We start from the raw sequence: 26,956 nt of genomic DNA, 5'->3' as shown, positions 1-26,956 counted from the left end.
TCGATGTTCGAGGTTCTGCGTCGGTGCGGGACGTTCGCGCTGCTGGTGTTCACCGGCGTGGTGCTGGTGTTCCTGGTGCTGCACCTGGTCCGGATTCCGCTGGTGCTGATCGCGAAGGTGCTGGAGATCTCCATGCGCCGCCTGGACGGGTTCGTGGCCCGGCACGCGAGCAAGCCCCCGGCCGGTCCGAAAAACCAGTTCTTCCACCACCCCACCGTCACCCGGGAGGAGGCCATCAATGTTCACGCCTGAGCCCAAGCCCACCACCGACCACACTGGACAGTCCACGACCGACGCCGCGGTCGAGGCGCGCCGCGCGGCCGATCTGGCGATCTACACCAGCGCCAAGTACCCCACCCGCACCACCCAGACCGTGTCCTGGATCGGCTGGCACTTCGGTGAACTGTCCGGCGTGGTCGTGCCGCTCGGTCTCGGAGCGGCGGTGTGGGACGGCTTCTACGCCCTGTCGCTGCTGACCGCCCTGGGGTGGGCGGCGAACGAGCTGCGGCTGCGTCGTCAGCAGCGCGCCCTGCGCACCCGCCCGGCCGCCCGTGGCGAGTCCACGAAGGACGGGGAGGTGTCGCAGTGAGCTGGTATGAGGAGCGGCGCGAGAACAAGCGCACGGAGGCGATGATCCGGCGCGAGGATGCCGCCGCTGCCGCGCAGGTGCGGATCGCGGAGCGGCAGGCGGCCGCGCAGATCAAGCGGGCCGACGAGCAGGCCCGGCAGAAGGCACGGGAGGAGGCGGCGGATAAGCGCCGCGCCCGCTGGCGCAAAGCCTGGTCCACCGTCACCGGGTGGCTCGCCGCGCACGTGGTGGAGCTGCTGATCTACCCGATTGCGCTGCTGTCGTTCGCGCTGGCGGCCCCGTCGATGGCCGCCTATGGCGCGTCCGTCTACGGCTCCGCCCTGGGGGCGCTGCTGCCCGGGATCACCGAGCTGGGGATGTGGGCGTTCGCGGTCGCGGTGGTGATCGAGCGCCGTCGCCACCCGGATCGCTCGGTGTGGGGTCTGGTGGCCGGGGTGCTGGTGTTCGGCGCGGTGGCGTTCGGGATCAACTTCACCCACGGTCTGACCACCGCGTGGGACCACGGCGTGGTGATGGGTACCGCCTCGATCGCCGGGGTGGTCGCCCACCAGCTCACGCTGGCGACCGCCCCGAAGTCCGGGCAGCAGCGGCGGGAGGCGCGGATCGAGCGGGCCGCCGCCCGCAAGGTCGCCCGCATCCGCCGCGCCGCGGTCAAGCGCGCGGTGGCCGAGATCGACGCGGACGGGTCGGCCCGGCTGCTCTACGCCCCCGGCCGCTACACCCTCACCCGCCGTGGCCTGCGGCCCGCGACCGTGCCCGGCCTGCCGGTGGCCGAGCCAACCGACTGGGATCGCGAGCTGGCCGACCTGCTCGCCACCACCGGCACCGCCACCGCGACCGGCCCGGTGCCCTCGATCGAGGACGACCAGGACCGAGGCGACTCGATCGAAGGCGGGGCGGTGGCGACCCTCGACCACGGCCCTGACCTGCATGAGTCGACCCCGAACCGGCCGGTGATCGACCGCAAGCCGGGCCGCTCGATCGAGCAGCTCCGCGCCGAGCTGGCCGCCGCGATCGAGGCCGGGAAGGTCAACCCGACCTCGGCGGAGTCGATCCGCAAGACCCTGCGCATCGGGATTGCCCGCGCCCGCCAGCTCCGCGACGAACACACCAAGGGAGGACGCAAGTGACCCAGCAGCACGAGCAGGAGGAATTGGCGCGGGTGCACTACCTGCCCACCCATCGCGCCGACTCCACCCCGGCCGCGTCCGAGACGGAGGTGGTGGAAGGGGAGCTGATCTCCGAGGAGGAGTACCAGCGGCTGTTCACCCAGCGCGGGCAGGCCATCGAGCGCTACAAGGGCTACCGCCGCGACCTGGTCACCGCTGGGCGGGCGGTGAAGACCGTCGCCTTCCACGACCGCACCAAGATCCTCGTGAAGGCCACCGGGCGGCACGTGTTCGGCTACCCGATCGCCGGGGCCGGGGTGGTGCTCAAGCGGTGGCGCGACATGCACGGCGCGTCCCGCTACGAGCGGCAGATGCAGGCCGCGGAGATGGAGGGCAACCACGAGCGGCTGCTGGAGTGGGAGGCCCGCGACGTCGCGGAGAAGCAGCGCCGCCACCAGCGCGTCATGGACTGGGCCGCCGCGCCCGGCCAGTGGATCAAGGCCGGGGCGCTCGGGCTCGTTGGTGTGACCGGGTTCCTGCTGGTCCTCGGCGTGGTGCTGGCGATCAACTCCAAGCAGCTCGCCGACGTGGTCGCCCCGATCAGCGCCGTGGTGGACGCGATCGCGTTCGCCGTGTGGTTCCTGGTCACCTACGGCGTCTTCCTGCTCGCCGGGGGCACCGCGGCCGGGTTCTACTACCTGCACTACCAGGGCCGCAAGCATGTCGAGCTGCCCGGCTGGCTGCGCTCGGCCCCGGCCGCCGCGGGCGGCCCGGAGACGGCGGTGGACGAGTCGGTGATCATGAACGCGCTGCGCAACCTGGGCCACCCGGCGCTGAACAAGAAGCTCAAGGAGGGCTGGGGCACCGCGATCACCCCGACCTGGGTGCAGCCGCCGCTGCCGGTCGGGCACGGCTGGGAGTTCGTCCTCCGGCTCCCGTCCGGGGTGCCCGCGACCAGCATCAACGCCCGCAAGACCGTGCTGGCGCACAACCTCGGGCGACGCCCGGAGGAGGTGTGGGTCGAGGTCGACGACAACGACCCGATGGCGATGAAGTGCCTGGTCCTCGACCCCGGGTCGCTGCGGAAGCCGGTGCCGGACTACCCGCTGCTCGACGGCGGACAGACCGACTTCTGGACCGGGTTCCCGGTCGGCATCGACGCCCGCTGGAACCCCGTGGAAACGCCGGTGTTCGAGCGCAACTTCGTCAAGGCCGGGATCATGGGCTCCGGTAAGTCCACGCTGGTCCAGACCGAGCTGGCCGGGGCGGTGCTCGACCCGCTGGTGGACATCGACGTGTTCTGCTTCGCCGAGAACAACGACTACGAATGGCTGCGCCCAGTCGCCTCGATCATCTCCATGGGCGACACCGCCGAGAACGTCCAGGCGTGCATGGACCACATCCACGAGCTGCACGCCAGCCTCGCCGAGCGTGGCCGGCTGCTGCGTGAGTACGGCATCAGCGCCGTGACCCGCGAGGCAGCGGAGAAGGACGACCGGTTGCGGCCCCGGATCGTGGTCGTCGACGAGTGCCAGAGCTTCTTCCGGCAGGACAAGCCCGAAGACCGGCGCGAGGTGGTCAACCTGGTCGTGCGGTTCTTCTCCGCCGCCCGCAAGTACGGGATCGTGCTGGTCTTCGCCACCCCGACCCCCTCGGACCAGTCCCTGCCGCGGGATCTGGTCGCGGTCACCACCAACAAGGCGTGCTTCGCCATCGGCGACAAGGCCCGCAACAACGTCGTGCTGGGCGAGAAGGCGTACGAGAACGGGCTCTCGGCGCTGGAACTCAAGCCCGCGGTGAAGAAGGGCGGCAAGATCGTGGCCCTCAACGACGTGGGCACCTCGGTCACCGTCGGGTACATGGACACCCCCGGCCTGCTGCGCTCCTACAACCTCACCGACCACCAGAAGGCCGCGATCGTCACCCGCGGAGTCGAGCTGCGCGGCGGCCGGGTCCACCGCGCCGCGATCGAGCAGCCGCAGCAGCGTGACCTGCTCGCCGACGTAGCCGCCGTGCTGGAGCCCGGGGAGGACAAAGTGCCGGCCACCGACGTCTGCTCCCGGCTGCGCAAGCTGGCCCCCGACTACCGCCCCTACCTCAGCCTCAAGGCCGAAGGGCTGCGCGACCAGCTCGCCGAGCACGGCTGCAAGGTCACCAAGGTCAGCGTCCTCATGGTGTTCACCGAGCGTGTCCACCAGGCGCTCGCTGCCCGCGAGGGAGGGAACGGCTGACCGGGCCGGAAAACCCGCCTGCCAGCCCACCTCGCGGGCGGGTTCTCCCTCCGTTCCCTCACTCCCTTCAGTACTGAAACCGCAGATCAACCCTAGGGAAGCCGCCTAGGGGCACGCCGGGGGGAATTTTCCCTACCCATCACCGGATTCCCTCGCCCGCTCCCTGCCGATTCCCTACCCCCGCACGCCCACCGATCGTCACTCACAGTCACTTTCGGAGGTTCGATGACTGCCCGCCTCGCCCGCCTGATCGCCGCCTTCGTCGCCACCTGCCCCGACTGCGGCGCGCAGCTCCCGGCCGACCAGGTCATGTGCTCCATCTGCGCCAACAAGTAACCCACCGTCTGGAAAGGACACGCCTCGATGGGAAGCAACAAGCCCTTGGTGCACCGCGGAACCAAGTCCTGGTGGACCGGCGACGTGAAGACCCTCTGCGGGCTCACGATCCCGCGTGGTGACGCGAAGTCGCCCTGGTTCACCAGCCCGGCCTGCCCGCAGTGCGAGGCCATTCACGCAGCCCGCAAGCGCAAGTAGCCACCGACCCTGCCGGGCCGTCCGCGACACCGCCTCCGGGCGGCCCGGCAGCCCCCAAGACCGTCCGCACTCGCGAAAGGTTGTCCATGCCTACCGCCACCGCGACAGACGCCCTGACCGACCCGGAGCGCCAGTTCCTCGGCTGCCTGATGCAGATGCCCGCCCGCCCCGCGCGGCGGGTGCTGGCCGGGATGCGCGCGACCGACTTCACCGGCGGCATGGCCGCCCACGTCCTCCAACTCGCCATCGAGGTCGTGGCCGCCGACCACACCCCGGCCCCGGTCACCCTCTACGCCCACGCCCTCGCCACCGGCCAGGCACCGGGTGAGAAGCGCCGCGAGTGGCTGTCCGGCTGGCTCGTTGACACCTTCCGCGACGCCCCGCCGCCTGAGCTGGCTCACCACCTCAAGGCCGTGCTGCTGGAGGCCGCGTGGCGGCGCGCGCTGCTCGCCCACGCCCGCCGCATCGAGCAGGCCGCGTCCAGCTCGCCCACTGCCGTGCTGCGGGAGCTGGCCGACGACACCGCAGCCATCGACGAACTGTGGACCCGCTACCAGGCCGCCACGACGGCCCCGACCCACCTGGAGGTGGCCGCCTGATGACCGCCAACCCCGGAGCGACACTGCTCGCCCAGCTCCACGACGCCCTGACCCGCTACGTGGTCATGCCCTCCGAACAGGCCACCGACGCTGTCGTCCTCTGGATCGCCGCCACCCACGTCCAACCCGCCTGGGCACACGCCCCGCGGCTGGTGATCCGGGCACCGGAGCGGCGGTGCGGCAAGTCGCGGCTGCTCGACATCGTGGAGGCCACCTGCCACGACCCGCTGATCACGGTCAACGCCAGCCCGGCCGCGGTGTACCGCTCGATCACCCCGGACCCGCCGGTGCTGCTGGTGGACGAGGCCGACACCATCTTCGGCCCCAAGGCCGGGGACAACGAGGACCTGCGGGGGCTGCTCAACGCCGGACACCAGCGCGGCCGGCCAGCGCTGCGCTACGACGCCGCCACCTCCAAGGTCGTGACCATCCCCACGTTCGCGATGGCCGCGCTCGCCGGGATCGGGGCGATGCCCGACACCATCGAGGACCGCGCCGTGGTCGTGCACATGCGCCGCCGCGCCTCCGGGGAGAAGACCTTCCCCTACCGCGCTCGCCGCGACCGGGAACCGCTCCGGGCGCTCGCGCAGCGGCTCACCGAGTGGCTGCGCGGCGACATGGCCGTCCTCGAGCGCGCCGAACCGACCATGCCCGTTGAGGACCGGGCCGCCGACACGTGGGAGCCGCTGGTGGCCGTCGCCGACCACGCCGGGGGCGACTGGCCCGAACGTGCCCGCACCGCCGCCGTGGAGATGACCCGGGAGCACAACGAGACCGGGGAAATCTCCGACCGGCTGCGGCTGCTCATCGACTGCCGCACCGCCTTCGCCGACGACCTCGCCCTGCCCACCGCCGAGCTGCTGCACCGCCTGCGCGGGCTGGAGGAGTCCCCGTGGCGGGAGTTCGGTCCGACCGGGCTCACCGCCATGAAACTCGGGTCGCTGCTCAAGGAGTACGGCATCCGCTCGGCCACCATCCGCTTCCCCGGCAGCGGGCAGGCCAAGGGCTACCAGCGCGCCGACTTCGCCGACGCCTGGAGCCGCTACGCACCCGATCTCGACACGTCCGGAGGGGGTGAGCCGTCCCAGCCGTACCAGCCTCATAACCCCAGCTCAGACCCGGTACGGCTTGACGAGTGGTACGGCTCAAGCCGTACCAGCAAAAAAGCCGTACCGCCCCTGACCAGCAAAAACGAGGCTGGTACGGCTGGGACGGCAACCCCCCTCAAAGTCGTCGGCAACAACGCCTGACCACCCCTACATGCCCCCTCGACCACACCCAGTTCGACTCATGGGAGCACACCACATGGACACCGCAGGATCGGTAACCACGACGGCTGGTCAGTCCCTTCCGCCATTGATCCCGCTGCCGACCGCCGCCCAGCTCCTCGGGCTCAGCCGTGCGTCCGCATACCGGTACGCCGCTGCCGGTGAGCTGCCTGTGCGTCGCTTCGGCCGCCGGGTCTTCGTCCTGCGCTCTGGCCTCGCCGCGCTACTTGAAGTCGACGAGTCCGAGCTGCCCACGATTGGTGAGGAGGCCGCCTGATGCCACGTACCAGGAAGCGCCGCGGTATCCCCGGTTCGGTCACTCGACGCGGCAACAAGTGGGCGTTCGCGTTCGACGGTCCGGCGGACCCGCTGACCGGTGAACGGAACCGGATCCGGAAAAGCGGCTTCGAGTCCGAGGACGAGGCGTGGGAAAAGATGGCCGAGGCGCAGGCCAAGCTGCGGGAGGGCCAGCTCACCAAGCCGTCGAAACGGACAGTCGCCCAGTTCTTCGAGGAGTGGTTCCCGAGGATGCGCAACAGCATCGGGTCACCGACGACGGCGAACAACTATGAGACCTTGGCTCGCGCGTACGTCATCCCGGTGATCGGTAAGAAGCGCCTCCAGGACATCGACGCAGTCACCGTGACCTCCCTCTACGAGCACCTGCTCAACAGCGGCCGGAGGAAGCGCGACACGAACGGAGAGATGTTCAGAATCTGGCAGGAGGTGACTGGCCGCGGTGATGAGATCAGCGCGCGGGAGCTAGCCCGGGAGGTCGGAGTGACGCACGACGCGGCCTACAAGGCGATGCGGAGGTTCCGCGCCGGACGCACGCCGACCGGCGAAACGAACGGCCTGAGCAAGAAGACGGTGCGTTCGGTCCACATCATGCTCAGGTCAGCCTTCGCCGATGCGGTGACCTGGAAGTACGTACCCACGAATCCCGTAGCGGCTGTCAAGGCTCCGTCCCCGGAGAATCGAGGCCACCGCACCTGGACCCCGACGGAGCTACGACGGTTCCTCACGGCCGTCCAGTCGGACCGCCTCTACGCGATGTGGCTGCTGCTGGCTACGACCGGAATGCGCCGCTCGGAAGTCGCCGGCCTCCGCTTGGACGGGCTGGACCTCGACAACGGGGCGCTTGCGGTGAAGACGACGAGGGTGGTCACGAACGGCAAAGTTCGACAGGGGTTTGGCAAGTCGCGCCGGAGCCGTCGTCGCCTCTCGCTGGACAAGGCGACAGTGGCCGCCTTGCTCACCCACGTGGAGATGATCCAGGCCGAGAAGGCGACCTGGGCCGACGCGTACCAGGACCACGGCCTGGTGTTCTGCTGGGAGGATGGGCGGCCGATCTACCCGGACACGATCACCGAGTGGCTGGCCCGTATCGCCGACCGGCTGGGGCTGCCGCACCTGACCCTGCATGAACTCAGGCACACCTACGCCACCACGGCGCTGCGGGCCGGGGTCCATCCCAAGATCGTCAGCACCCGGCTGGGTCACGCCACGGTCGCGTTCACCCTGGACCTCTACACCGCGGACATCCCGGAACTCGATCAGGCCGCAGCTCAGGAGATCAGCAACCTGTTCCTCGGTACGCCTGGCTTCGGGACAGATGCGGTGGAGGTCACACTAGAAGCCGCCTGACGCCCCCACTCACCACGGAAATCAGGCCGTTTGGCCACAAGGTTGGCCACAAGTCCGGCTCGCCCGCTAGAACCACAAAACCCCGGTGGCGCTGTCTTGCCTGATCAGCGCTACCGGGGTGGTGGTGGGCCCAGGAGGACTTGAACCTCCGACCTCTTCGTTATCAGCGAAGCGCTCTAACCGCCTGAGCTATGGGCCCCGGGAACGAGGAAAGACTACAGGATGCCCTCTACTCCCTTTCCGACAGGGTCACCTCAAGGCCACCGGCCAGGTCGGCGGACACGTTGTAGATGAACGCGCTCACCGTGGCCAGTGCCGAGAGCAGCACGATGTTGATCGCGCCGAGGATGGCCGCTATGCCGAACACCCGGCCCGCGCTGATGAGCGGGTCGGACGGGGCGTTACCACCGTCACCCGAGACCAGGGACGAGTAGGTGCCGTTCAGCTTGTCCCACACGCCCATGCCGTCGAGCACCGTGTACAGCACGCCGACCGCAACCAGCCACACGAAGAACATCGCCACGCCGAGCACCAGCGACAGCTTCAGCACCGACCACGGGTCGAACCGCTTGACCTGGAGGCTCGCCCGGCGCGGGCCGCGGCCGGGGCGGCGCAGCGCGCTCGGCGTGCCCCGCCCCTTCCCCTGGGTGCCCGGTACGTTCACCGTCTCCTGCGTGCGCAGGCCCGCGAACGGGTCGTCGGCCGGCTGGGCCGCGTTCCCGAACAGGCCCTGCGCCGCGCTGCCGCTGACGACCGGCCGCTCGGGCGCGGCGGGCGTGGCCGGCGCCGCCGCTTCCGCCTGCTGGCCGGCCTTCGGCAGCCACTGCGTCGGACCTTCGGCCGTGCCGTTTCCGCTGTCCTTGCCCAAGCGCTGCCAGGGCGGGGACGCCTTGTCGGCGGCGACCGTGGGCTGTTCGGAGTTCTCGGGCGAAGTCACTCAATAATCCTTACCCGGCATCAGGCTGCGGAGCCTGGGCACCGGTCTCGTCTCCGTTGCCTTCACCATTACCGACGTCTGAGGGCTCGTCCGCGTTGCGTGCCACCGCGAGCAGAGTCGTCCCCTCCCCCAGGTTGATCAGGCGCACGCCCTTGGTCTGCCGTCCCGCCTTGCGCACCTGCTCCGCCGCGGTCCGGATCACCCCGCCGCTCGAGGTGATGGCGTACAGCTCGTCGTCCACGTCGACGATGAGCGCACCCACCAGCCTGCCACGTTTCCGGTCGTGCTGGATGGTCAGCACGCCCTTTCCGCCACGGCCCTGTACCGGATAGTCCTCGATCGGCGTCCGCTTGGCGTAACCACCGTCGGTGGCGACCAGCAGGAACTTCTCCGGCTTCACCACGTTCAGCGCGAGCAGCTCGTCGCCCTCGTTGAAGCGCATGCCCAGCACACCCGAGGTCGCGCGGCCCATGGGGCGCAACGTCTCGTCGGTGGCGTGGAACCGGATCGACTGGCCCTCCGCCGACACCAGCAGCAGGTCGTCCTCCGGGCCGGCGAGCACGGCACCGACCAGTTCGTCGCCTTCGCGCAGGTTGACCGCGATCAGGCCGCCGGAGCGGTTCGAGTCGAAGTCGCTGAGCTTGGTCTTCTTGACGAGGCCCTTCTTCGTGGCGAGCACCAGGTACGGCGCCACCTCGTAGTTCGGGATCTCGATGACCTGGGCGATCTCCTCGTCGGGCTGGAACGCCAGCAGGTTCGCGACGTGCTGGCCGCGGGCGGCGCGGTTGGCCTCCGGCAGCTCGTACGCCTTGGCGCGGTAGACCCGGCCCTTGTTCGTGAAGAACAGGAGCCAGTCGTGCGTGGAGCACACGAAGAAGTGCTGCACGATGTCGTCCTGCTTGAGCGCCGCGCCCTGCACGCCCTTGCCGCCACGCTTCTGCGAGCGGTACAGGTCGGTCTTGGTGCGCTTGGCGTAGCCGGTGCGCGTGATGGTGACCACCACGTCCTCGACCGCGATCAGGTCCTCGACCGACACGTCGCCGTCGAACGGGATGATCTGGGTGCGCCGGTCGTCGCCGTACTTCTCGACGATCTCGGCCAGCTCGTCCTTGACGATCTGCCGCTGCCGCTCGGGCTTGTCGAGGATGTCCTTGTAGTCCGCGATCTCCAGCTCGATCTTCGCCAGCTCGTCGACGATCTTCTGCCGCTCCAGCGCGGCCAGCCGCCGCAGCTGCATCTCCAGGATCGCCGTGGCCTGGATCTCGTCGACGTCGAGCAGCTCCATCAGGCCGGTCCGCGCGACGTCGACCGTCTCCGACCGGCGGATCAACGCGATGACCTCGTCGAGCATGTCGAGCGCCTTGACGTACCCACGCAGGATGTGGGCCCGTTCCTCGGCCTTGCGCAGGCGGAACCGGGTGCGCCGGACGATGACCTCGATCTGGTGCTTGATGTAGTGCCGCACCACCTGGTCCAGCCGCAGCGTGCGGGGCACGCCGTCGACGAGGGCCAGCATGTTGACGCCGAAGTTGTACTGCAGCTGGGTGTGCTTGTAGAGGTTGTTCAGCACGACCTTCGCGACCGCGTCCCGCTTCAGCGTGATCACGATCCGCATGCCGCGGCGGCTGTTCGACTCGTCGGCGATGTCGGCGATGCCGGTGAGCTTCCCGTCGCGCACGAGCGCGGCGATGTTCTCCACCAGGTTGTCCGGGTTGACCTGGTACGGCAGCTCCGTGACGACCAGCGTGGTGCGGCCCTTGAGGTCCTCCTCGACCTCGACGACCGCGCGCATCTTCACCGAACCGCGGCCGGTGCGGTACGCCTCCTCGATCCCCGAAGTGCCCAGGATCAGGCCCTTCGTGGGGAAGTCCGGGCCCTTGATGCGCATCAGCAGCGCCGCGAGCAGCTCGTCGTCGGTGGCTTCCCAGTTGTCCAGCGACCAGACGATGCCGTCGGCGACCTCCCGCAGGTTGTGCGGCGGGATGTTGGTCGCCATGCCGACCGCGATCCCCGACGTGCCGTTGACCAGCAGGTTCGGGATGCGGGCCGGCAGGACGTCCGGCTCCTGGGTGCGGCCGTCGTAGTTGTCCGAGAAGTCGACGGTCTCCTCGTCGATCTCCCGGAGCATCTCCATCGCGAGCGGGTCCAGGCGGCACTCGGTGTACCGCATGGCGGCCGCCGGGTCGTTGCCCGGCGAGCCGAAGTTGCCCTGCCCGTCGATCAGCGGGTACCGCATCGCCCAGGGCTGGGCGAGCCGCACGAGCGCGTCGTAGATCGCCGAGTCACCGTGCGGGTGGTAGTTGCCCATGACGTCGCCGACCACGCGCGAGCACTTGTTGTACCCGCGGTCCGGCCGGAAACCCGAGTCGTACATGGAGTACAGCACGCGGCGGTGCACCGGCTTGAGGCCGTCACGCACGTCCGGCAGCGCCCGCGACACGATCACGCTCATCGCGTAGTCGATGTAGGAGCGCTGCATCTCCTGCTGGATGTCGACCGGCTCGGTGCGGTCGTGCTCCGGCGGCAAGGTTTCCGTCATGGGATCCTTCTCGTGAAAAACTCGGGCTGGACGGCGGGACGGCTACACGTCGAGGAAGCGGACGTCCTTGGCGTTGCGCGTGATGAACGAGCGGCGTGCTTCCACGTCCTCACCCATCAGGACGCTGAACAGCTCGTCCGCGGCGGCGGCGTCGTCGAGGGTCACCTGCAGCAGCAGGCGGCGGGCGGGGTCCATCGTGGTCTCCCACAGCTCCTCGGCGTTCATCTCGCCGAGACCCTTGTAACGCTGGATGCCGTCTTCCTTCGGCAGCTTGCGGCCGGCCTCGGCACCCGCGGCCAGCAGACCGTCGCGTTCCTTGTCCGAGTAGGCGTACTCCGGCTCCGACCGCGGCCACTTGATCTTGTACAGCGGCGGGCACGCGAGGTACACGTGGCCGTGCTCGATCAGCTGCGGCATGAAGCGGAACAGCAGCGTCAGCAGCAGGGTGCGGATGTGCTGGCCGTCGACGTCGGCGTCGGCCATCAGCACGATCTTGTGGTAGCGCAGCTTGGAGATGTCGAAGTCGTCGTGGATACCCGTGCCCAGCGCGGTGATCAGCGACTGGACCTCGTTGTTCTTGAGCACCCGGTCGATGCGGGCCTTCTCCACGTTGATGATCTTGCCCCGGATCGGCAGGATCGCCTGGAACCGCGACTCGCGGCCCTCCTTGGCCGAACCACCCGCCGAGTCACCCTCGACGATGTAGAGCTCGCACTCCTCCGGGTTGGTGGACTGGCAGTCCTTGAGCTTGCCGGGCAGGCCGCCGATGTCCATCGCGCCCTTGCGGCGCACCAGATCGCGCGCCCGCCGGGCGGCCATGCGCGCCTGCGCGCTGCCGATCGCCTTGTTGATGATCGTCTTGGCTTCCCCGGGATTGCGCTCGAACCAGTCGGCGAGCCACTCGTTCGTCTTGCTCTGCACGAACGACTTCGCCTCGCTGTTGCCCAGCTTGGTCTTGGTCTGGCCCTCGAACTGCGGCTCCGCCAGCTTGATCGACACGATCGCGGCGAGCCCCTCGCGCACGTCCTCGCCGGAGAGGTTCTCGTCCTTCTCCTTGAGCAGCTTCTTGTCGCGCGCGTACGCGTTCACGACACGCGTGAGCGCCGCGCGGAAGCCCTCCTCGTGCGTACCGCCCTCGTGCGTGTTGATCGTGTTGGCGAACGTGTGCACCGACGGCGTGTAGGAGTTGTTCCACTGCATCGCGACCTCGACCTCGAGGCCTTCGCCCTTGGCGTCGAAGGAGATGACGCTCGGGTGGATGGGGTCCTTGCTGCCGTTGATGTGCTTGACGAAGTCCTCGAGCCCGCCCGGGTAGTGGTAGACGCGCTCCCTCACGCGGGCCTGCTGGCCGTCGACGTCGGTCTCGGTCTCGTCGTCGGTGACGCGCTCGTCCCGCAGGGTGATGTAGAGGCCCTTGTTGAGGAAGGCCATCTCCTGCAGCCGACGGGCGACCGTCTCCGCGTTGTACGTCGTGGTTTCGAAGATGTCCGGGTCGGCCCAGAACGTGGTGGTGGTGCCGGTGTCCTCGGCGGGGCCGGCGTCGACGAGCTCCCCGGGCTTCGCGTGGTCGTAGTGCTGCTTCCAGAGCCGGCCGTCGCGGCGGACCTCGACGTCGAGCGCCGTGGACAGCGCGTTGACGACCGAGATGCCCACGCCGTGCAGACCGCCGGAGACCGCGTACGAGTCGCTGTCGAACTTGCCGCCCGCGTGCAGCACGGTGTGCACGACCTCGATGGTCGGCCGGTGCTCCTTCGGGTGCATGTCGACGGGGATGCCGCGGCCGTCGTCGGCGACGCGGACGCCGCCGTCGGCCAGCAGCGTCACCTCGACCTTGGTCGCGTACCCGGCCATCGCCTCGTCGACGGAGTTGTCGACGACTTCCTGGATAAGATGGTGGAGGCCGCGCTCACCGGTCGAGCCGATGTACATGCCGGGACGTTTCCGGACGGCTTCGAGCCCCTCGAGCACGGTGATGGAGGACGCGTTGTAATCGTTCTTGGCTGCCACAGGCCTGCTTTCTCCTCAGTCTCGCCCAAGGGGTCCCCGCTCCCTCGTCCATTCTACTTGGCCAGGCGCGCACACATGCGGCAAGGACACCCCTGATTTCCTCACAGAGCCACGAACTCGAACCCGGATGGGTGCCGGGGTGGCTCTGCGTCATGCCGAGGCATCAGGACGCGTTCGCGCCTCAGCCGTACGTGTCCCGGGGACCGCGTCCGGAAATGTGCCGGGGACCCTTGCGCCAGCTGGGCGCGGTGGGCCCGTGGATGCGCATGCGCTTGACCACGCCGTGCCCGACCGCGGCGGCGATCTTCGTGAGGAGCTGGCCCTGGAGCAGCCGGAGCTGGGTGGCCCACGCGGTGGAGCTGGCGCGGACGGTGAGTTCGCCGTCCTTGAGGGACACCGGCTGGGCGTGCTCGGCGACCTCCTCGCCGACGAGCCGGGCCCACTGCCCGAACACCTGGCCGTCCGTCAGCCGCTGGTTCCACCCTCGTTCGCTGGCCACCCGGTTCATCAGGCGCCCGAGCGGCTGGGGGTCGCGGGGGTCGGCGCCGGGGCCGGACCAGCGGCGCCGGCGGGGGTTCTGGTTGAGCTCGCTCGCCTTCACGGGTTTGCGCCTGCCCGGTTCCACACCCCGGGCCTCGGCCTTCGCACGGGCGGCCGCCAGCGCGTCCCTCGCCAGGTCACGGCCGGTGACGGGGCCGGGTGCGGGGTCACGATCCGTGGCGGATATGGTGTCTCCCGCCCCTTCACCCCCCGCTCGGGTTGTCGAATCCGACTCGTTCGGCCGCTTGCTCACCCGCGGCGATGACGCGCTCACCGTGTTATCCACACTATCCACAGACTTATCCCCAGATCGGTGGGTAAATTGTGTGGCCCCGGTCACTCGGGGTACCTGGTCGGGTTCCTCAGGCACGGCGCACCTCTCCCTCTGCGACGGCGAACCGCGTGCCCGTCAGCTCTTCGGGCAAGTCCTCGTCCACCGCCGCGGTGATCAGGACCTGTTCGGCGACCGCCGCGACCTCCGCGAGCCGCGCCCGGCGACGGCGGTCCAGCTCGGCGAACACGTCGTCCAGCATCAACACGGGTTCACCGTTCTCCGCGCGCAGCAGCTCGTACGACCCCAACCGCAGCGCGAGCGCGAAGGACCACGACTCGCCGTGGCTCGCGTACCCCTTCGCCGGTGCCTCACCGAGGATCAGCTCCAGCTCGTCGCGGTGCGGGCCGACCAGGCTCACCCCGCGTTCCAGCTCGGACTGCCGCGCCTCGGCCAGCGCCTCGACGAGGATGGCCGACAGCTTCTCCGGATCCGCCCGTTCCCCGTCCGGTCTGCCGTAGCCCGCAGGCAACGCCTCACCCAGGCTCGACCGGTAGGAGATCTTCGCCGGGCGTGAGTCGGGTGCGACCCCGGCGTACGCCGCCGACGTGTGCGGCGCCAGGTCGGCGACGAGGTCCAGCCGCGCGGCGAGCAACTGCGCGCCGACCGTCGCGAGGTGGTTGTCCCACACTTCGAGCGTCGACAGCGCGTACGGGTCGTCACGCGCACCTTTTCTCTTACCGGCCGTTTTCAGCAGAGCGTTGCGCTGCCGCAGGACACGTTCGTAGTCCGAGCGCACCCCCGCCCAGCGCGGGGCGCGCTGCACGAGCAGCTCGTCCAGAAAGCGCCGCCGCTCACCGGGGTCACCCCGCACGAGCGCCAGGTCCTCCGGGGAGAACAGCACCGTGCGCAGGATGCCGAGGATGTCGCGCGGCTTGCCGACCGCACCGCGGTTGACCCGCGCGCGGTTGGCCTTGCCCGGCGTGATCTCGAGTTCGACGGTCAGCTCGCGGTCGTCGTTGACCACGGCCGCCCGCACCAGGGCGCGCTCACAGCCGTGCCGGACGAGCGGCGCGTCCGTGGCGACGCGGTGCGAACCGAGCGTCGCCAGGTAACCGATCGCCTCCAGCAGGTTGGTCTTGCCCCGGCCGTTGGGGCCGACCAGCACGGTCGGCCCCGGCGTCAACGGCAGGTCGGCGTGCTCCCACGAACGGAAGTCGGTGACCTGGAGGTGACGGAGGTACAAGGTCGCCTACTGACCGACCTTCTTGACGGAGTGCCCGCCGAACTGGTTGCGCAGCGCGGCGACGGCCCGCATCGCGGCGGAGTCCTTCTGGCGGGAGGAGAACCGGGCGAACAGCGCGGCCGAGATCACCGGGGCGGGCACCGCGTTGTTGATGGCCTCCTCCAGCGTCCAGCGGCCCTCGCCCGAGTCCTCGACGTAACCCTCGAGGTCGTCGAGGTCGGGGTCCTCGTCGAGCGCGCGGACCAGCAGGTCGAGCAGCCAGGACCGGACGACGGTGCCCCGCTGCCAGCCCTTGATGACGGCGGGCACGTCGTCGATGACCTTCGCGGCTTCCATCAGCTCGAAGCCCTCGGCGTAGGCCTGCATGACGCCGTACTCGATGCCGTTGTGGATCATCTTCGCGTAGTGGCCGGCGCCGACCGAGCCCGCGTGCGAGAAGCCCTCCTCGCGCGGCCCCTCCGGGCGCAGCGCGTCGAAGATCGGCATCGCGCGCTCGACGTCCTCCGCGGGGCCGCCGACCATCAGGCCGTACCCGTTGTCCTTGCCCCACACGCCACCGGAGACACCGCAGTCGAGGTAGCCGATGTTCTTGGCGGCGAGCACCTCGGAGTTGCGCTTGTCGTCGGTGAACTTCGAGTTCCCGCCGTCGATCACCAGGTCACCGTCGGACAGCAGCCCCGCCAGCTCGTCCACCGTGTCGCGCGTCGGGCCGCCCGCGGGCACCATGATCCACACGATGCGCGGCGCCTCGAGCTTCGACACCATGTCGGCGAGCGAGGTCGAGTCGCTCACCTCGGGGTTGCGGTCGTAGCCCACCACCTCGTGCCCGGCGGCGCGCAGCCGCTCGCGCATGTTGAAGCCCATCTTGCCGAGGCCGACGAGGCCCAGCTGAACCATCGAAAATCCCCTTTTGTCGTTCGCTTCCGGTCAGCCGGGTAGGCGGACCGGCATCAACAGGTAGAGGTAACCAGGAACGACCTGGCCCTGCTCGTCTGCCGGCTTGATCAAAGCCGGACGGTTGGGGGTGGTGAACGTCAGCTCGGCCCGGTCGGCGTGCAGCGCGCCGAGGCCGTCGACCAGGTAACCCGGGTTGAACGCGATCGTCACCGGCTCGCCTTCGTAGTCCACCGGCAGCTCTTCCTCGGCACTGCCCTCGTCGTCACCACCCGCGGACAACCGCAGTGAACCGTCCGCGAATTCCAGCCGCACCTGGGTACCCCGCTCCGCGACGAGGGACACGCGCTTGATCGCGTCCGACAGCGGGGCGACGTTGATCACCGCGCGGGAGGTGTGCTGCGCGGGCAGCAGCTGGCGGTACGGCGGGAACTCCGCGTCGAGCAGGCGGGTCGTGGTGTAGCGGCCGGAGCCGGCGAGACCGAGGAGGCCCTCACCGCTGGCGAGGCTCAGCGAAACCTTCGCCCCGCTCGCGCCGAGCGACTTGGCGGCTTCGGCGAGCGTCCGCGCGGGCACGAGCACCGCGGCGTCCTCGAGACCTTCGGCCGGTTCCCACGTGAACTCGCGCATCGCGAGCCGGAAGCGGTCGGTGGCAACGAGGGTGAGCGTGGTGCCGGAGATCTCCAGCCGCATGCCGGTGAGCATGGGGAGCGTGTCGTCCTTGCCCGCGGCGACGGCGACCTGGGTGACGGCCTGGCCGAAGGCGTCGCCGGCGACCTCACCGGCGAGCGCGGGCTGGGCCGGCAGCGCCGGGTAGTCCTCGACGGGCATGGTCGGCAGGGAGAAGCGCGCGTTGCCGCACGTGATGGACGCGCGGGAGCCGTCGACGAAGATCTCGACCGGCTGTGCGGGCAGCGCCTTGGTGATGTCGGCGAGCAACCGGCCCGACACGAGCAGCCGCCCGCCGTCGGCGATCGTCGCGGGGACGCCCACCGTCGCGGAGACCTCGTAGTCGAAGCCGGAGACGGTGAGCGCGTCGGTGGACCCGTCGGATCCGGCGTCGAGCAGGACGCCGCCGAGTACCGGTACCGGTGGCCGGGACGGCAGGCTGCGTGCCACCCACGCGACGGCGTCGGCCAGCCCGTCTCGCTCGACGCGGATCTTCATGCGCCCATCCTTTCGACAGCCGAGCCACCCCCCTTGGGGGCTCGAGAAGATCGACAAACGGCCCTGGACGCGCGGTACGCAGCGCGGTGACCAGGGATCTCGCGGTGTGGTGGAGCCCGGCAGCCGGTGTCGCCAACGACCTGCGGGCCTGGGTGTGGATACCCACGTTAGAACGTGACCCCGCCTGCCGTCATTCGGGGCAGGCCATCGACTTGTCGACAAGTGTCCTGCCTCGTCCCCGCTTGTCCCCAGATCCACAGCCGCCTGTTTTTGCTTTGCAAGAACTTCTTGAGAAGAACAAGGGCAGTGACAGTAATAGGGGCTGTGAATTGTGTGGACAGCCGGTGTCGTCGCAGGTCCGACGGCGCGGCGGGATGTGGACAGCTGGGGAGTACTCCCCGTGGACAGTTTCGGGCGTCCGTGGACAACTCCCGGCTTCCCACAGCCCGTCCACATCCATCCACAGTTGTCCACACAACCTTCCCCAACTGTGGGTGGGTTTGTGCCCAGGCTTTCCTCAGACGCGGAGGGCCGCGGAGTTCACTCCGGTGAGGGACGGAGATCTATTTTCGATGCGGTCCCGTTACCGGGATCACAGGCGAACGCACGCTTCGAGTACCCGTGCCGTCCGCGGGAAAACTCGGTGCAGCGCGGCCGGATCCGGCGTGCAGGGCGCCGTCGCGGACAGCAGCGCCGGAAACCGTTGCCCCGCAACGGCCGCCTGACGTCTGCGGCGACTGTCCTACTTGAACACTCCAAAACCCCCGTCGCGCAATGGAAACGAACACGCGCGGATCAAGGAGGCCGCGGTCGAACGCGGCCTGGCGGAGATCAGGGGGCAGTGCGCGGCTACTGCCGAGCGCGCTGCTTGATGCGGAAGGTCAGTTCCTGCACCTGGTCGTAGATCCGGCGCCGCTCCGCCATTTCCTTGCGGATCTTCTTGTCCGCGTGCATGACGGTGGTGTGGTCTCGACCACCGAAGGTCTGGCCGATCTTCGGCAGCGACATGTCGGTCAGTTCACGGCACAGGTACATCGCGATCTGCCGCGCCGTGGCGAGCGCTTTCGTCTTGCCGGGACCGCAGAGGTCGTCGATCGTCACGTCGAAGAACTCCGCCGTCGTCGCCATGATCGTCGGGGCGCTGATCTCCGGCGCCTGCGAATCGGGGATGAGATCGCGCAGCACGATCTCCGCCAGGCCGACGTCGACCGGTTGCTGGTTCAGCGACGCGAACGCCGTGACGCGGATGAGCGCGCCTTCGAGTTCGCGGATGTTCGCCTCGACGCGCGAGGCGATGAACTCCAGCACCTCACCAGGCACGGCGAGCCGGTCCTGCGCGGCCTTCTTCCGCAGGATCGCGATGCGGGTTTCCAGCTCGGGCGGCTGGATGTCGGTGATCAGTCCCCACTCGAACCGCGTGCGCAGCCGGTCCTCCAGGGTTTCCAGCCGCTTGGGCGGCCGGTCCGAGGACACGACGATCTGCTTGTTCGCGTTGTGGAGCGTGTTGAAGGTGTGGAAGAACTCCTCCTGGGTTCCTTCCTTCCCTTCCAGGAACTGGATGTCGTCGACAAGCAGGATGTCGATGTCGCGGTAGCGGCGCTGGAACGCCACCTTGCGGTCGTCGCGCAGCGAGTTGATGAAGTCGTTGGTGAATTCCTCGGTCGACACGTAACGCACGCGCATCCCGGGGAACAGCCGTTGCGCGTAGTGCCCGACCGCGTGCAGCAGGTGCGTCTTCCCCAGCCCGGACTCGCCCCAGATGAACAAGGGGTTGTACGCGCGGGAAGGCGCTTCCGCGACGGCGAAGGCGGCCGCGTGCGCGAAGCGGTTCGAGGCGCCGATGACGAAGGTGTCGAACGTGTACTTCTCGTTCAGGCGCGTCTTCGAAGTCTGCGGCTGGGCCGGCGCGGTGTACGGCTGGCCGGCGACCGGCTGTCCGGAGAACATCGGCCAGATCTCGTGTGCGGCGGCGAGCGCGTCGCCCTCTTCGTCCACTTCTTCGTCTCCGTCGTCGTCGACGGGCGCGAGGATCGGCTTCGCGGGCTCGGCCTGGACGCGGGTGCGCCGCATCGGCGGCAGCATGCCGTCGTCGAGCGGCGGCATCACCGGCCGGGCCGGGGCTTCCGCGGGCACGTTGTCCACGCGAGCGGGTGACGGTGCGTACTGGGGTTGCGGCGGCGGAGGCGGCACCTCGGCCGTGTCGACCTTCACCGCCAGCGACACCGGACGGCCGAGGCGGCGGGACAGGGCGTGCGTGATCGGTTCACGCAGCGCGCGCTCGATGGCTTCCTTCGCGAAGTCACTGGGGGCGGCCAGCAGCGCGGTGCCGTCGAGCAGACCGATCGGACGGGTGACGCGCATCCAGGCGCGCTGCTGGGGGGAGAGTGTCCCGTCGGACAGCTCACGGACCACCTGCTCCCAGACGACACCCAGATTCATCTGGTGCTCGGACACCGCTTCAGCTCCCCTCCCCTCGTCACCCCAGGCGGAACCACCCCTCGGCCACGGTCGCGGGCAGCGGCCATCCACAGAGTTGTCCACAACTGTGCACTAATGTACGGCGACCCACAGCGACTCCACCTGCGGGTGCAACCTACGCCAGCAAGATCCTCCGCACCTTTCGCCGGCGGCGCCGAGCCCCACGGACGGGTGACTCAAGAGGAGACACGCTAACAAAGCCTCGCGCTGCCAGACAAGACGCCTGGTGCAGAAGGATTCCACGACCCGCCCCCGCCCGCCACCCGGCCCGCGCCCTGCGGTGCGGTGAATGCCCGAAAGTGCCGGTCCGCGCACTACAGGGGGGTGGCTGGCGGGTCACCTGAGCGGGTGCGTACCCTCGTAAAGTCCCCGCTTGCCGCGGGCACCTTCGCGTGTCCGCGTTCACGAGCCGCAGGGACACACCAGACCTGACGGTGGTTCCTCGTACCGCCGGTATGTCGAGAGCAGGAGAAGCAGAGTCGTGAGCAAGGGTAAGCGCACTTTCCAGCCGAACAACCGCCGACGCGCCCGCACGCACGGATTCCGGCTGCGCATGCGCACCCGCGCCGGCCGGGCGATCCTCGCGGCCCGTCGTCGCAAGGGCCGCGAGAAGCTGTCCGCCTGATCGCGCCACCTCCAGGCGCAACCCATGCTGCCCCCTGCCGCGCGCCTGCGGCGAAGTGAGGATTTCCGCGAGGTCATGCGCCGCGGATCCCGCGCCGGGCGGCGGCGCCTGGTGGTGCACGCACTGGTGGTTCCCGACCCGCCCGCGTCAAGCACGCGGGCGGGTTTTGTGGTGAGCAAGGCCGTCGGCAACTCCGTCGTGCGGCACCGGGTGAGCAGGCGACTGCGGCACCTCGTCGCCGCCCGGCTCGGAACCGTGCCGCCCGGCAGCTCGTTGGTCGTGAGGGCGTTGCCGCCGGCGGCCACCGCGTCCAGCGCCGAACTCGGCGCCGACCTCGACGCGGCACTGCGGCGGCTCGGCCTCCTCACGGAGCGGCGCAAGGCCTGCTCCGACAACGACGAAGATGGGCCGGCGGTGTGAACGAACACACGACCGCGATCGGCGACGAGACCCAGGAGGCTCACCGCCCGGGTCCGGTCGCCTGGATCCTGCTGCTCCCCCTGCGCTTCTACCGGAAGTGCATCTCCCCCTTCCTCCCGCCGAGCTGCCGCTTCTACCCGAGCTGCAGCACGTACGCGGTTGAGGCCCTGACCCGGTTCGGCGCCGCGCGGGGTTCGTACCTCGCGCTGCGCCGGTTGCTGCGCTGCGGTCCGTGGACGCCACCCGGCCGCGACCCGGTGCCCGAGAAGTTCTCCTGGCGCCACACCAGACCTGGTTTGTCAACCGAGGAGTAGCTCAGTGCTCAACTTCATCTACTACCCCGTGTCCTTCATCCTCTGGTGTTGGCACAAAGTCTTCGGTTTCGTCTTCGGCGACAACAACGCGATCGCCTGGATCCTCGCGATCATGTTCCTGACGTTCACGGTCCGCGGCATCATGTTCAAGCCGTTCGTGAACCAGGTCCGGTCGATGAAGAAGATGCAGGAGTTCGCGCCGGAACTGAAGAAGATCCAGAAGAAGTACGCGAACGACAAGCAGCGCCAAGCCGCGGAGATGCAGAAGCTCCAGCGGGAGCACGGCGTCAACCCGCTGGGCAGCTGCCTGCCGATGCTGCTGCAGATCCCGGTCTTCATCGGTCTGAACTGGGTGCTCCGGGCGTTCAGCATCCAGCCCGCCGGTGGCGGCCCGAAGACCAACAACTACTTCTTCGACCAGCAGGGCGTCGAGTCCTACGTCAACGCGAAGCTGTTCGGCGTCAACATCGGCGACGCCATCCACCACGCGTCGGTCCTCGGCGGCACCGGTGGCGGCTGGAACTGGCACGTGGCCCCGGTCGCGGTTCCGCTGATGATCCTCGCGAGCGTGCTGACCCACCTGACGGCGCGGCACTCGGCGGCCCGCCAGGCGGCGGCGGCCACCGACGCCAACCCGCAGGCCGCGATGATGCAGAAGCTGACGATGTACGTCTTCCCGCTGGGCGTGCTCGTGTTCGGTGCCTTCTTCCCGATCGGTCTGCTCGTGTACTGGCTGTCGAACAACGGCTGGACCCTGATGCAGCAGCGCCTGGTCTACACCCGCATCGACAAGGAAGAGGCCGCGAAGAAGGCCGAGGCCAAGGAGAAGCGCGACGCGCTCGCCCCGAAGCCGGGTGCCAAGCCGAAGCCCGGTCAGAAGCCGGCGCAGCAGCCCAAGGTGACCACGGAGGACAAGCCGGAAGGCGGCGGTGCCACGGCGGCGTCGAGCGGTAACGGCAAGCGCAGTTCGAAGGCAGGCTCCCCCCACCGGTTCGCGCAGCAACCGCAGCGCCCGCAGAACGGTGCGGCGCAGCAGCGGAAGAAGCCGGGCTCCGGTGGCAAGAACTCAGGACAGAAAGGCTCGGGGCAGAAGCGTCGCTGACGGCTTCCCCGGGGAAGGAGACGAATGATGTCGGAGACGGTCGAGGCTGTCGAGACCGAGCAGGACAAGCCCGGCGACGACGAGAACGGGCCGACGGGCGCCGACCTCCTGGTGCAGGAGGGCGATATCGCCGGTGACTACCTGGAGCGGCTGCTGGACCTGCTCGACTACGACGGGGACATCGACCTGGACGTCGAGGCGGGCCGGGCGGTCGTCAGCATCGACGGCGGGGACGATCTGGAGAAGCTCGTCGGCAACCGCGGGCAGGTGCTCGAGGCGCTGCAGGAGCTGACCCGGCTGGCGGTGCAGCAGGAGACCGGCACGCGCAGCCGCCTGATGCTGGACATCGCGGGCTGGCGGGCCGCCCGTCGTGAGGAGCTTCACGAGCTGGGCCGGTCGACGGCGGAGACGGTGGTGTCGACGGGCGAGAAGGTCCGCCTGCAGCCGATGAGCCCGTTCGAGCGGAAGGTCGTGCACGACGCGGTCGCCACCGTGAAGGGCGCGCGGAGCGAGAGTGAGGGCGAGGAGCCCAAGCGTCGCGTGGTGGTCCTCCCCGACGACGAGGACTGACAAACCAGGAACCCGAAGAGCGGCCCGCCGGACGAACCGGCGGGCCGCTCTTTTTTGTGCGTCCTGTTTCACGTGAAACGGGTCCGCCTCCCCCTCTTGATGTTGGCGTCAGGGACAATCGGCAGAAGTGGTTTCACGTGAAACGGGGTGACGAGTGGGAGACGTGCCAGGCTCGGCGGCCGAGGTGTTCGGCGCCGGGCTGCCGGACGCGGAGCGGTTCGCGGCGCTGCTCGAACGACATGGGGTCGAGCGGGGGTTGATCGGCCCACGCGAGGTCGACCGGCTCTGGGAGCGCCACCTGCTCAACTCCGCCGTCATCGGAGAGTGCGTCCCGAAGGGTGCGCGTGTGGTCGATGTCGGCTCGGGCGCCGGACTGCCCGGCATCCCGCTGGCGATCGCACGCGCCGATCTGGAGCTCACGCTCGTCGAGCCGATGGCGCGGCGGGTGGAGTGGCTGACGGAGGTCGTCGACGAACTCGATCTCGACGTACGCGTGATTCGTGGTCGCGCGGAGGAGCGTGCCGTCCGGGCGGAGGTCGGTGAGGTCGACGTCGTGACGGCCCGCGCGGTCGCTCCCCTGGCCCGCCTCGCGGGTTGGTGCCTGCCTTTGCTGCGCGAGGGTGGCATGATGCTCGCATTGAAGGGGGCCAGTGCGCGGGACGAAATCGCCCGCGACGCGACCGCTGTCGCCCGTGCCGGTGGCGGTGAAGCGAAGGTCTCCGATTGTGGGGTCGGCCTCGTGGAGGTCCCCACAACCGTTGTGATTGTCGAGCGAATCCGCCCGCGGACACCGGCGCAGGGGAAACGGCGGCGCAACACCGTCGGTGCCCGGCCGAAACGAGCGGGATGAAAAGATGGCCATGTTCCACGTGAAACCGTGCGACGTGCGCGGTGGAGTGTCGATACCAGAGAGGTGGCTCGGCCGGTGACCCCGCCTTCGTCAGACTGGACCCCGATCGCCGAAGAAGCCGAGCGCGCGGCGCGCGTTCTGCATCCCGAACCCAACAGCCTGCCCCGGCCGGACCACCGGCGCGTCTTCACCGTCGCCAACCAGAAGGGTGGCGTCGGGAAGACCACCAGCGCGGTGAACCTCGCCGCGGCGCTCGCGGTGCACGGCCTCAAGACCCTGGTGATCGATCTCGACCCACAGGGCAACGCCAGCACCGCCCTCAACATCGAGCACCGCTCCGGGACGCCCTCGGTCTACGAGGTGCTCCTCGGGGAGGTCTCGCTCGCCGAGGCGACCGCCGTCAGCGAGCAGTCCCCGAACCTGCTGTGCGTGCCCGCGACGATCGACCTCGCCGGTGCCGAGATCGAACTCGTCGAGATGGAGAACCGCGAGTCCCGGCTGAAGGAGTCGCTGTGGGCGGACGCCTTCAACGAGATCGGCGTCGACTACGTCTTCATCGACTGCCCGCCCTCGCTCGGCCTGCTCACGGTGAACGCGCTCGTGGCCGCCCGCGAGGTGCTCATCCCGATCCAGTGCGAGTACTACGCGCTGGAGGGTCTCGGGCAGCTGCTGAGCAACATCGACCTCGTGCAGAAGCACCTGAACCCCGCGCTCACGGTCTCCACCATCCTGCTCACGATGTACGACGGCCGGACCAAGCTGGCCGACCAGGTGACCGCCGAGGTGCGCGGCCACTTCGGCGACGTCGTGCTGAAGACGGTCATCCCCCGCAACGTGAAGGTGTCGGAGGCGCCCAGCTACGGCCAGACCGTGCTCGCCTACGACCCCGGCTCGCGGGGGGCGATGAGCTACATGGACGCCGCGAAGGAGATCGCCGAACGCGGCAGCACCAACGGATCGAGGAGCGGAACGTTATGACGGAGCGCAGAGGAGGGCTCGGCCGCGGCCTGGCGGCGTTGATCCCCACGGGACCCGCGGCGAGTGAAACGCCCGCCGAAACCCGGCCCGAGGCGTCCTCGCGCAACGGCGAGAAGGACTGGTTCGCCGCCAACAGCGAGATCAAGCCGGCCGGGGGCGAGGTCGCCGGCGCGGTCTACCGGGAGGTGCCGATCAATGCGATCCGGCCGAACCCGAAGCAGCCGCGCCAGGTGTTCGACCAGGAGGCGCTCTCCGAGCTGGAGCACTCGATCCGCGAGTTCGGGCTCATGCAGCCCATCGTCGTCCGGGAACTGCCGGACAACGAGTACGAGCTCGTCATGGGCGAGCGGCGTCTCCGCGCGTCGCAGCAGGCGGAGCTGGAGACGATTCCCGCGATCGTGCGCCAGACCGCCGACGAGGCGATGTTGCGGGACGCCCTCCTGGAGAACATCCACCGCGTCCAGCTGAACCCGCTCGAAGAGGCCGCCGCGTACCAGCAGCTGCTCGACGAGTTCGAGGTGACGCACGAGGAGCTGGCGACCCGCATCGGCCGCAGCCGTCCCGTCATCACCAACACCATCCGGTTGCTGAAGCTCCCCCTCCCCGTGCAGCGCCGCGTCGCCGCCGGGGTGTTGTCGGCCGGCCACGCCCGTGCCCTGCTGTCCCTGGAGGACCCGGAGGCGCAGGAGGAGCTGGCGACCCGCATCGTCGCCGAGGGGCTTTCGGTGCGTGCGACCGAAGAGGCGGTGACGCTCAAGAAGAGCGAGACGCCGGCCAAGCCGAAGGCCCAGCCGCGCAAACCGCTTCAGGCGCCGGGGCTGCAGGAGCTGGCGACCCGGCTCTCGGACACCTTCGACACCCGCGTGAAGGTCGACCTCGGGCGGCGCAAGGGCCGGATCGTCGTGGAGTTCGGCTCGGTCGACGATCTTGAGCGGATTGTCGCCCTGATGGCGCCGGAAGCGGCAAATCGGACACGCGATTCCGATGATGGATGACACCAGGTCATTTCGTCACGGTGATGAATAACTGAAGGGGCCCTCCGCGACTCGCGGAGGGCCCCTTCGTTCGTCTGGTCAGGCAGCGCGGGCGATCGCGCGCGAAATCAGGTCGGCGAACACCTCACCGAGGTTCGTGCCGGCCGCCTCCATCGCCATCGGCACCGTCGACGTCTCGGTGAGCCCGGGCGAGGAGTTCACCTCCAGGAACTGGACGGTGCCGTCCGGCGCGACGATCGCGTCGGTCCGCGAGATGTCCCGCATCCCGAGCAACCGGTGCGCCGCGACCGCGAGCTCGCCCACCGCCTTCGCCACGTCCTCCGGCAGCCGGGCGGGCGCGAAGAAGTCGGTCAGGCCGGCGGTGTAGCGGGACGTGTAGTTGTAGATCCCGCTCTCCGGCACGATCTCCACGGCGGGCAGCGCCTGCGGGCCCCCGTCGCGCTCCACGACGCCGACCGCGATCTCCGTACCGTCGATGAGCCGCTCCGCCAGCACGGTGTCGCCGTACGCGAAGCAGCCGACCATCGCGGCGGGCAGCTCGGCCGCGTCCCGCACGACCTGCGTGCCGAGCGCGGAACCACCCTGGTCCGGCTTGAGGATCAGCGGCAGCCCGAGGTCCTCGACGATCGCGTCCAGCACCGGCTGGGCGCCCAGCTCGCGGAAGGTGCTGTTGGGCAGCGCCACCCAGTCCGGGGTCGAGAACCCGGCTTCGGCGACGAGCGCCTTGGCGGTGGGCTTGTCCCACGCACGGCGGCAGCCCTGCGAGCTGGTGCCGACGTAGGGCACCTTCAGCATCTCCAGAATGGTCTGGACCGAGCCGTTCTCGCCCTCACCGCCGTGCAGCGCGATCACGGCCGCATCCGGCCGGTCCCGCCGCAGCCGGTCGAGCAACCCGGCGTCGGTGTCCCATTCCTCGACGGTCAGCCCCTGGTCGCGCAGTGCGGCGGAGAGCCGCCTGCCGGATCGGAGCGACACGTCCCGTTCGTGCGAGAGGCCGCCTGCCAGCACCGCCACGGTGGGCACAACCACGCCGTACTCCCCTGAGT

26 protein-coding genes and 1 tRNA gene are annotated in these 26,956 nt (G+C 69.4%); 17 read left to right on the top strand and 10 right to left on the bottom strand.

Features of this window, described 5'->3' with window-relative positions; genetic code table 11:
- Positions 1–3: 3 nt before the first annotated feature.
- The 9 genes from ABFX51_RS09170 (at position 4) to ABFX51_RS09130 (ending at position 7,977) form a co-directional block, all read left to right on the top strand.
- Positions 4–252 (top strand): hypothetical protein, encoded by a 249-nt coding sequence (locus ABFX51_RS09170; RefSeq protein WP_346053395.1) that lies wholly within the window; start codon positions 4–6, stop codon positions 250–252.
- Positions 239–589, top strand: a complete 351-nt coding sequence (locus tag ABFX51_RS09165) for a hypothetical protein (protein ID WP_346053393.1) — start codon at positions 239–241, stop codon at positions 587–589. The genes ABFX51_RS09170 and ABFX51_RS09165 overlap by 14 nt, the downstream gene beginning before the upstream one ends.
- Positions 586–1,719 (top strand): hypothetical protein, encoded by a 1,134-nt coding sequence (locus ABFX51_RS09160; RefSeq protein WP_346053391.1) that lies wholly within the window; start codon positions 586–588, stop codon positions 1,717–1,719. Before ABFX51_RS09165 ends, ABFX51_RS09160 begins: the two co-directional genes overlap by 4 nt.
- Entirely contained in the window at positions 1,716–3,929 is a 2,214-nt protein-coding gene (locus tag ABFX51_RS09155; RefSeq protein WP_346053389.1) for a P-loop NTPase family protein, read from the top strand. Before ABFX51_RS09160 ends, ABFX51_RS09155 begins: the two co-directional genes overlap by 4 nt.
- Positions 3,930–4,292: 363 nt before the next feature.
- The gene (locus ABFX51_RS09150; RefSeq protein ID WP_017985961.1) at positions 4,293–4,463 is read left to right on the top strand and encodes a hypothetical protein; all 171 of its coding nucleotides are present in this window, start codon (positions 4,293–4,295) and stop codon (positions 4,461–4,463) included.
- A gap of 86 nt (positions 4,464–4,549) precedes the next feature.
- Positions 4,550–5,062, top strand: a complete 513-nt coding sequence (locus tag ABFX51_RS09145; protein ID WP_017985960.1) for a hypothetical protein — start codon at positions 4,550–4,552, stop codon at positions 5,060–5,062.
- Complete coding sequence (locus ABFX51_RS09140) at positions 5,062–6,312, top strand: DUF3631 domain-containing protein (protein ID WP_346053386.1); 1,251 nt, start codon at positions 5,062–5,064, stop codon at positions 6,310–6,312. The genes ABFX51_RS09145 and ABFX51_RS09140 overlap by 1 nt, the downstream gene beginning before the upstream one ends.
- 55 nt (positions 6,313–6,367) lie before the next feature.
- On the top strand, positions 6,368–6,607 hold the full coding sequence (locus ABFX51_RS09135) for a helix-turn-helix domain-containing protein (RefSeq protein ID WP_051079477.1): 240 nt from the start codon (positions 6,368–6,370) through the stop codon (positions 6,605–6,607).
- Positions 6,607–7,977, top strand: coding sequence for a tyrosine-type recombinase/integrase (locus ABFX51_RS09130; protein ID WP_346053384.1), 1,371 nt, complete (start codon positions 6,607–6,609; stop codon positions 7,975–7,977). The genes ABFX51_RS09135 and ABFX51_RS09130 overlap by 1 nt, the downstream gene beginning before the upstream one ends.
- Before the next feature lie 122 nt (positions 7,978–8,099).
- On the opposite strand, the gene ABFX51_RS09125 is transcribed toward ABFX51_RS09130, so the two are convergent.
- The 9 genes from ABFX51_RS09125 to dnaA all read right to left on the bottom strand — a co-directional run bounded on the left by ABFX51_RS09125 (position 8,100) and on the right by dnaA (position 20,032).
- Positions 8,100–8,176, bottom strand: a tRNA-Ile gene (locus ABFX51_RS09125).
- A 30-nt stretch (positions 8,177–8,206) separates the two neighbouring features.
- A complete protein-coding gene (locus ABFX51_RS09120) occupies positions 8,207–8,914 on the bottom strand; it encodes a DUF3566 domain-containing protein (RefSeq protein ID WP_346053382.1) in 708 nt (235 codons plus the stop codon).
- 10 nt (positions 8,915–8,924) lie between these two features.
- Positions 8,925–11,453 (bottom strand): DNA gyrase subunit A, encoded by a 2,529-nt coding sequence (gene gyrA, locus ABFX51_RS09115; RefSeq protein ID WP_091506658.1) that lies wholly within the window; start codon positions 11,451–11,453, stop codon positions 8,925–8,927.
- Between the two features lie 42 nt (positions 11,454–11,495).
- The gene (gyrB, locus tag ABFX51_RS09110) at positions 11,496–13,460 is read right to left on the bottom strand and encodes a DNA topoisomerase (ATP-hydrolyzing) subunit B (protein WP_346053380.1); all 1,965 of its coding nucleotides are present in this window, start codon (positions 13,458–13,460) and stop codon (positions 11,496–11,498) included.
- A gap of 181 nt (positions 13,461–13,641) precedes the next feature.
- Positions 13,642–14,187, bottom strand: coding sequence for a DciA family protein (locus ABFX51_RS09105; protein ID WP_091507071.1), 546 nt, complete (start codon positions 14,185–14,187; stop codon positions 13,642–13,644).
- Between the two features lie 175 nt (positions 14,188–14,362).
- On the bottom strand, positions 14,363–15,517 hold the full coding sequence (recF, locus tag ABFX51_RS09100) for a DNA replication/repair protein RecF (protein WP_091506652.1): 1,155 nt from the start codon (positions 15,515–15,517) through the stop codon (positions 14,363–14,365).
- A 6-nt stretch (positions 15,518–15,523) separates the two neighbouring features.
- Entirely contained in the window at positions 15,524–16,414 is an 891-nt protein-coding gene (gene gnd, locus ABFX51_RS09095; RefSeq protein ID WP_091506651.1) for a phosphogluconate dehydrogenase (NAD(+)-dependent, decarboxylating), read from the bottom strand.
- A 30-nt stretch (positions 16,415–16,444) separates the two neighbouring features.
- Entirely contained in the window at positions 16,445–17,578 is a 1,134-nt protein-coding gene (gene dnaN, locus ABFX51_RS09090) for a DNA polymerase III subunit beta (protein WP_091506648.1), read from the bottom strand.
- An 849-nt stretch (positions 17,579–18,427) separates the two neighbouring features.
- On the bottom strand, positions 18,428–20,032 hold the full coding sequence (gene dnaA, locus ABFX51_RS09085) for a chromosomal replication initiator protein DnaA (protein ID WP_091506646.1): 1,605 nt from the start codon (positions 20,030–20,032) through the stop codon (positions 18,428–18,430).
- 505 nt (positions 20,033–20,537) lie between these two features.
- Between dnaA and rpmH the strand changes: the two genes are divergently transcribed.
- From rpmH to ABFX51_RS09045, 8 genes are all read left to right on the top strand, one after another.
- Positions 20,538–20,681: a 50S ribosomal protein L34 gene (gene rpmH, locus ABFX51_RS09080; protein WP_027941633.1), complete on the top strand. Its 144-nt coding sequence runs from the start codon at positions 20,538–20,540 to the stop codon at positions 20,679–20,681.
- A gap of 24 nt (positions 20,682–20,705) precedes the next feature.
- On the top strand, positions 20,706–21,101 hold the full coding sequence (gene rnpA, locus ABFX51_RS09075; RefSeq protein ID WP_091506644.1) for a ribonuclease P protein component: 396 nt from the start codon (positions 20,706–20,708) through the stop codon (positions 21,099–21,101).
- Positions 21,098–21,415 carry a membrane protein insertion efficiency factor YidD gene (yidD, locus tag ABFX51_RS09070; protein WP_091506642.1) on the top strand — a complete coding sequence of 106 codons (318 nt, stop codon included), beginning with the start codon at positions 21,098–21,100 and terminating at the stop codon, positions 21,413–21,415. The genes rnpA and yidD overlap by 4 nt, the downstream gene beginning before the upstream one ends.
- Before the next feature lie 4 nt (positions 21,416–21,419).
- Positions 21,420–22,517, top strand: coding sequence for a membrane protein insertase YidC (yidC, locus tag ABFX51_RS09065; protein WP_091506639.1), 1,098 nt, complete (start codon positions 21,420–21,422; stop codon positions 22,515–22,517).
- Between the two features lie 27 nt (positions 22,518–22,544).
- Positions 22,545–23,087, top strand: coding sequence for a Jag family protein (locus ABFX51_RS09060; RefSeq protein ID WP_346053376.1), 543 nt, complete (start codon positions 22,545–22,547; stop codon positions 23,085–23,087).
- A gap of 154 nt (positions 23,088–23,241) precedes the next feature.
- Entirely contained in the window at positions 23,242–23,937 is a 696-nt protein-coding gene (rsmG, locus tag ABFX51_RS09055) for a 16S rRNA (guanine(527)-N(7))-methyltransferase RsmG (RefSeq protein WP_428832460.1), read from the top strand.
- Positions 23,938–24,012: 75 nt separating this feature from the next.
- Positions 24,013–24,915 (top strand): ParA family protein, encoded by a 903-nt coding sequence (locus ABFX51_RS09050; RefSeq protein WP_346053372.1) that lies wholly within the window; start codon positions 24,013–24,015, stop codon positions 24,913–24,915.
- The gene (locus tag ABFX51_RS09045; protein ID WP_346053370.1) at positions 24,912–25,910 is read left to right on the top strand and encodes a ParB/RepB/Spo0J family partition protein; all 999 of its coding nucleotides are present in this window, start codon (positions 24,912–24,914) and stop codon (positions 25,908–25,910) included. The genes ABFX51_RS09050 and ABFX51_RS09045 overlap by 4 nt, the downstream gene beginning before the upstream one ends.
- 78 nt (positions 25,911–25,988) lie before the next feature.
- Here ABFX51_RS09045 and ABFX51_RS09040 read toward each other — a convergent pair whose 3' ends face one another.
- Positions 25,989–26,939 (bottom strand): D-alanine--D-alanine ligase family protein, encoded by a 951-nt coding sequence (locus tag ABFX51_RS09040; RefSeq protein ID WP_091506629.1) that lies wholly within the window; start codon positions 26,937–26,939, stop codon positions 25,989–25,991.
- Positions 26,940–26,956: the final 17 nt, after the last annotated feature.

It is taken from the genome of Amycolatopsis dongchuanensis (genome assembly GCF_039542405.1).
Taxonomy (GTDB): domain Bacteria; phylum Actinomycetota; class Actinomycetes; order Mycobacteriales; family Pseudonocardiaceae; genus Amycolatopsis_E; species Amycolatopsis_E sacchari.
The sequence above is the reverse complement of the archived record's forward strand: the minus strand, read 5'-3'. Positions and strand labels throughout refer to the sequence as shown.

What these genes read in the sequence shown, in the direction of transcription:
- ABFX51_RS09170 (WP_346053395.1), top strand. Translation starts at nt 4, where the DNA reads ATGTTCGAGGTTCTGCGTCGGTGCGGGACGTTCGCGCTGCTGGTGTTC.
- ABFX51_RS09165 (WP_346053393.1), top strand. Translation starts at nt 239, where the DNA reads ATGTTCACGCCTGAGCCCAAGCCCACCACCGACCACACTGGACAGTCC.
- ABFX51_RS09150 (WP_017985961.1), top strand. Translation starts at nt 4,293, where the DNA reads ATGGGAAGCAACAAGCCCTTGGTGCACCGCGGAACCAAGTCCTGGTGG.
- ABFX51_RS09145 (WP_017985960.1), top strand. Translation starts at nt 4,550, where the DNA reads ATGCCTACCGCCACCGCGACAGACGCCCTGACCGACCCGGAGCGCCAG.
- ABFX51_RS09140 (WP_346053386.1), top strand. Translation starts at nt 5,062, where the DNA reads ATGACCGCCAACCCCGGAGCGACACTGCTCGCCCAGCTCCACGACGCC.
- ABFX51_RS09135 (WP_051079477.1), top strand. Translation starts at nt 6,368, where the DNA reads ATGGACACCGCAGGATCGGTAACCACGACGGCTGGTCAGTCCCTTCCG.
- ABFX51_RS09130 (WP_346053384.1), top strand. Translation starts at nt 6,607, where the DNA reads ATGCCACGTACCAGGAAGCGCCGCGGTATCCCCGGTTCGGTCACTCGA.
- gyrA (WP_091506658.1), bottom strand. Translation starts at nt 11,453, where the DNA reads ATGACGGAAACCTTGCCGCCGGAGCACGACCGCACCGAGCCGGTCGAC.
- gnd (WP_091506651.1), bottom strand. Translation starts at nt 16,414, where the DNA reads ATGGTTCAGCTGGGCCTCGTCGGCCTCGGCAAGATGGGCTTCAACATG.
- dnaN (WP_091506648.1), bottom strand. Translation starts at nt 17,578, where the DNA reads ATGAAGATCCGCGTCGAGCGAGACGGGCTGGCCGACGCCGTCGCGTGG.
- rnpA (WP_091506644.1), top strand. Translation starts at nt 20,706, where the DNA reads ATGCTGCCCCCTGCCGCGCGCCTGCGGCGAAGTGAGGATTTCCGCGAG.
- ABFX51_RS09060 (WP_346053376.1), top strand. Translation starts at nt 22,545, where the DNA reads ATGTCGGAGACGGTCGAGGCTGTCGAGACCGAGCAGGACAAGCCCGGC.
- ABFX51_RS09045 (WP_346053370.1), top strand. Translation starts at nt 24,912, where the DNA reads ATGACGGAGCGCAGAGGAGGGCTCGGCCGCGGCCTGGCGGCGTTGATC.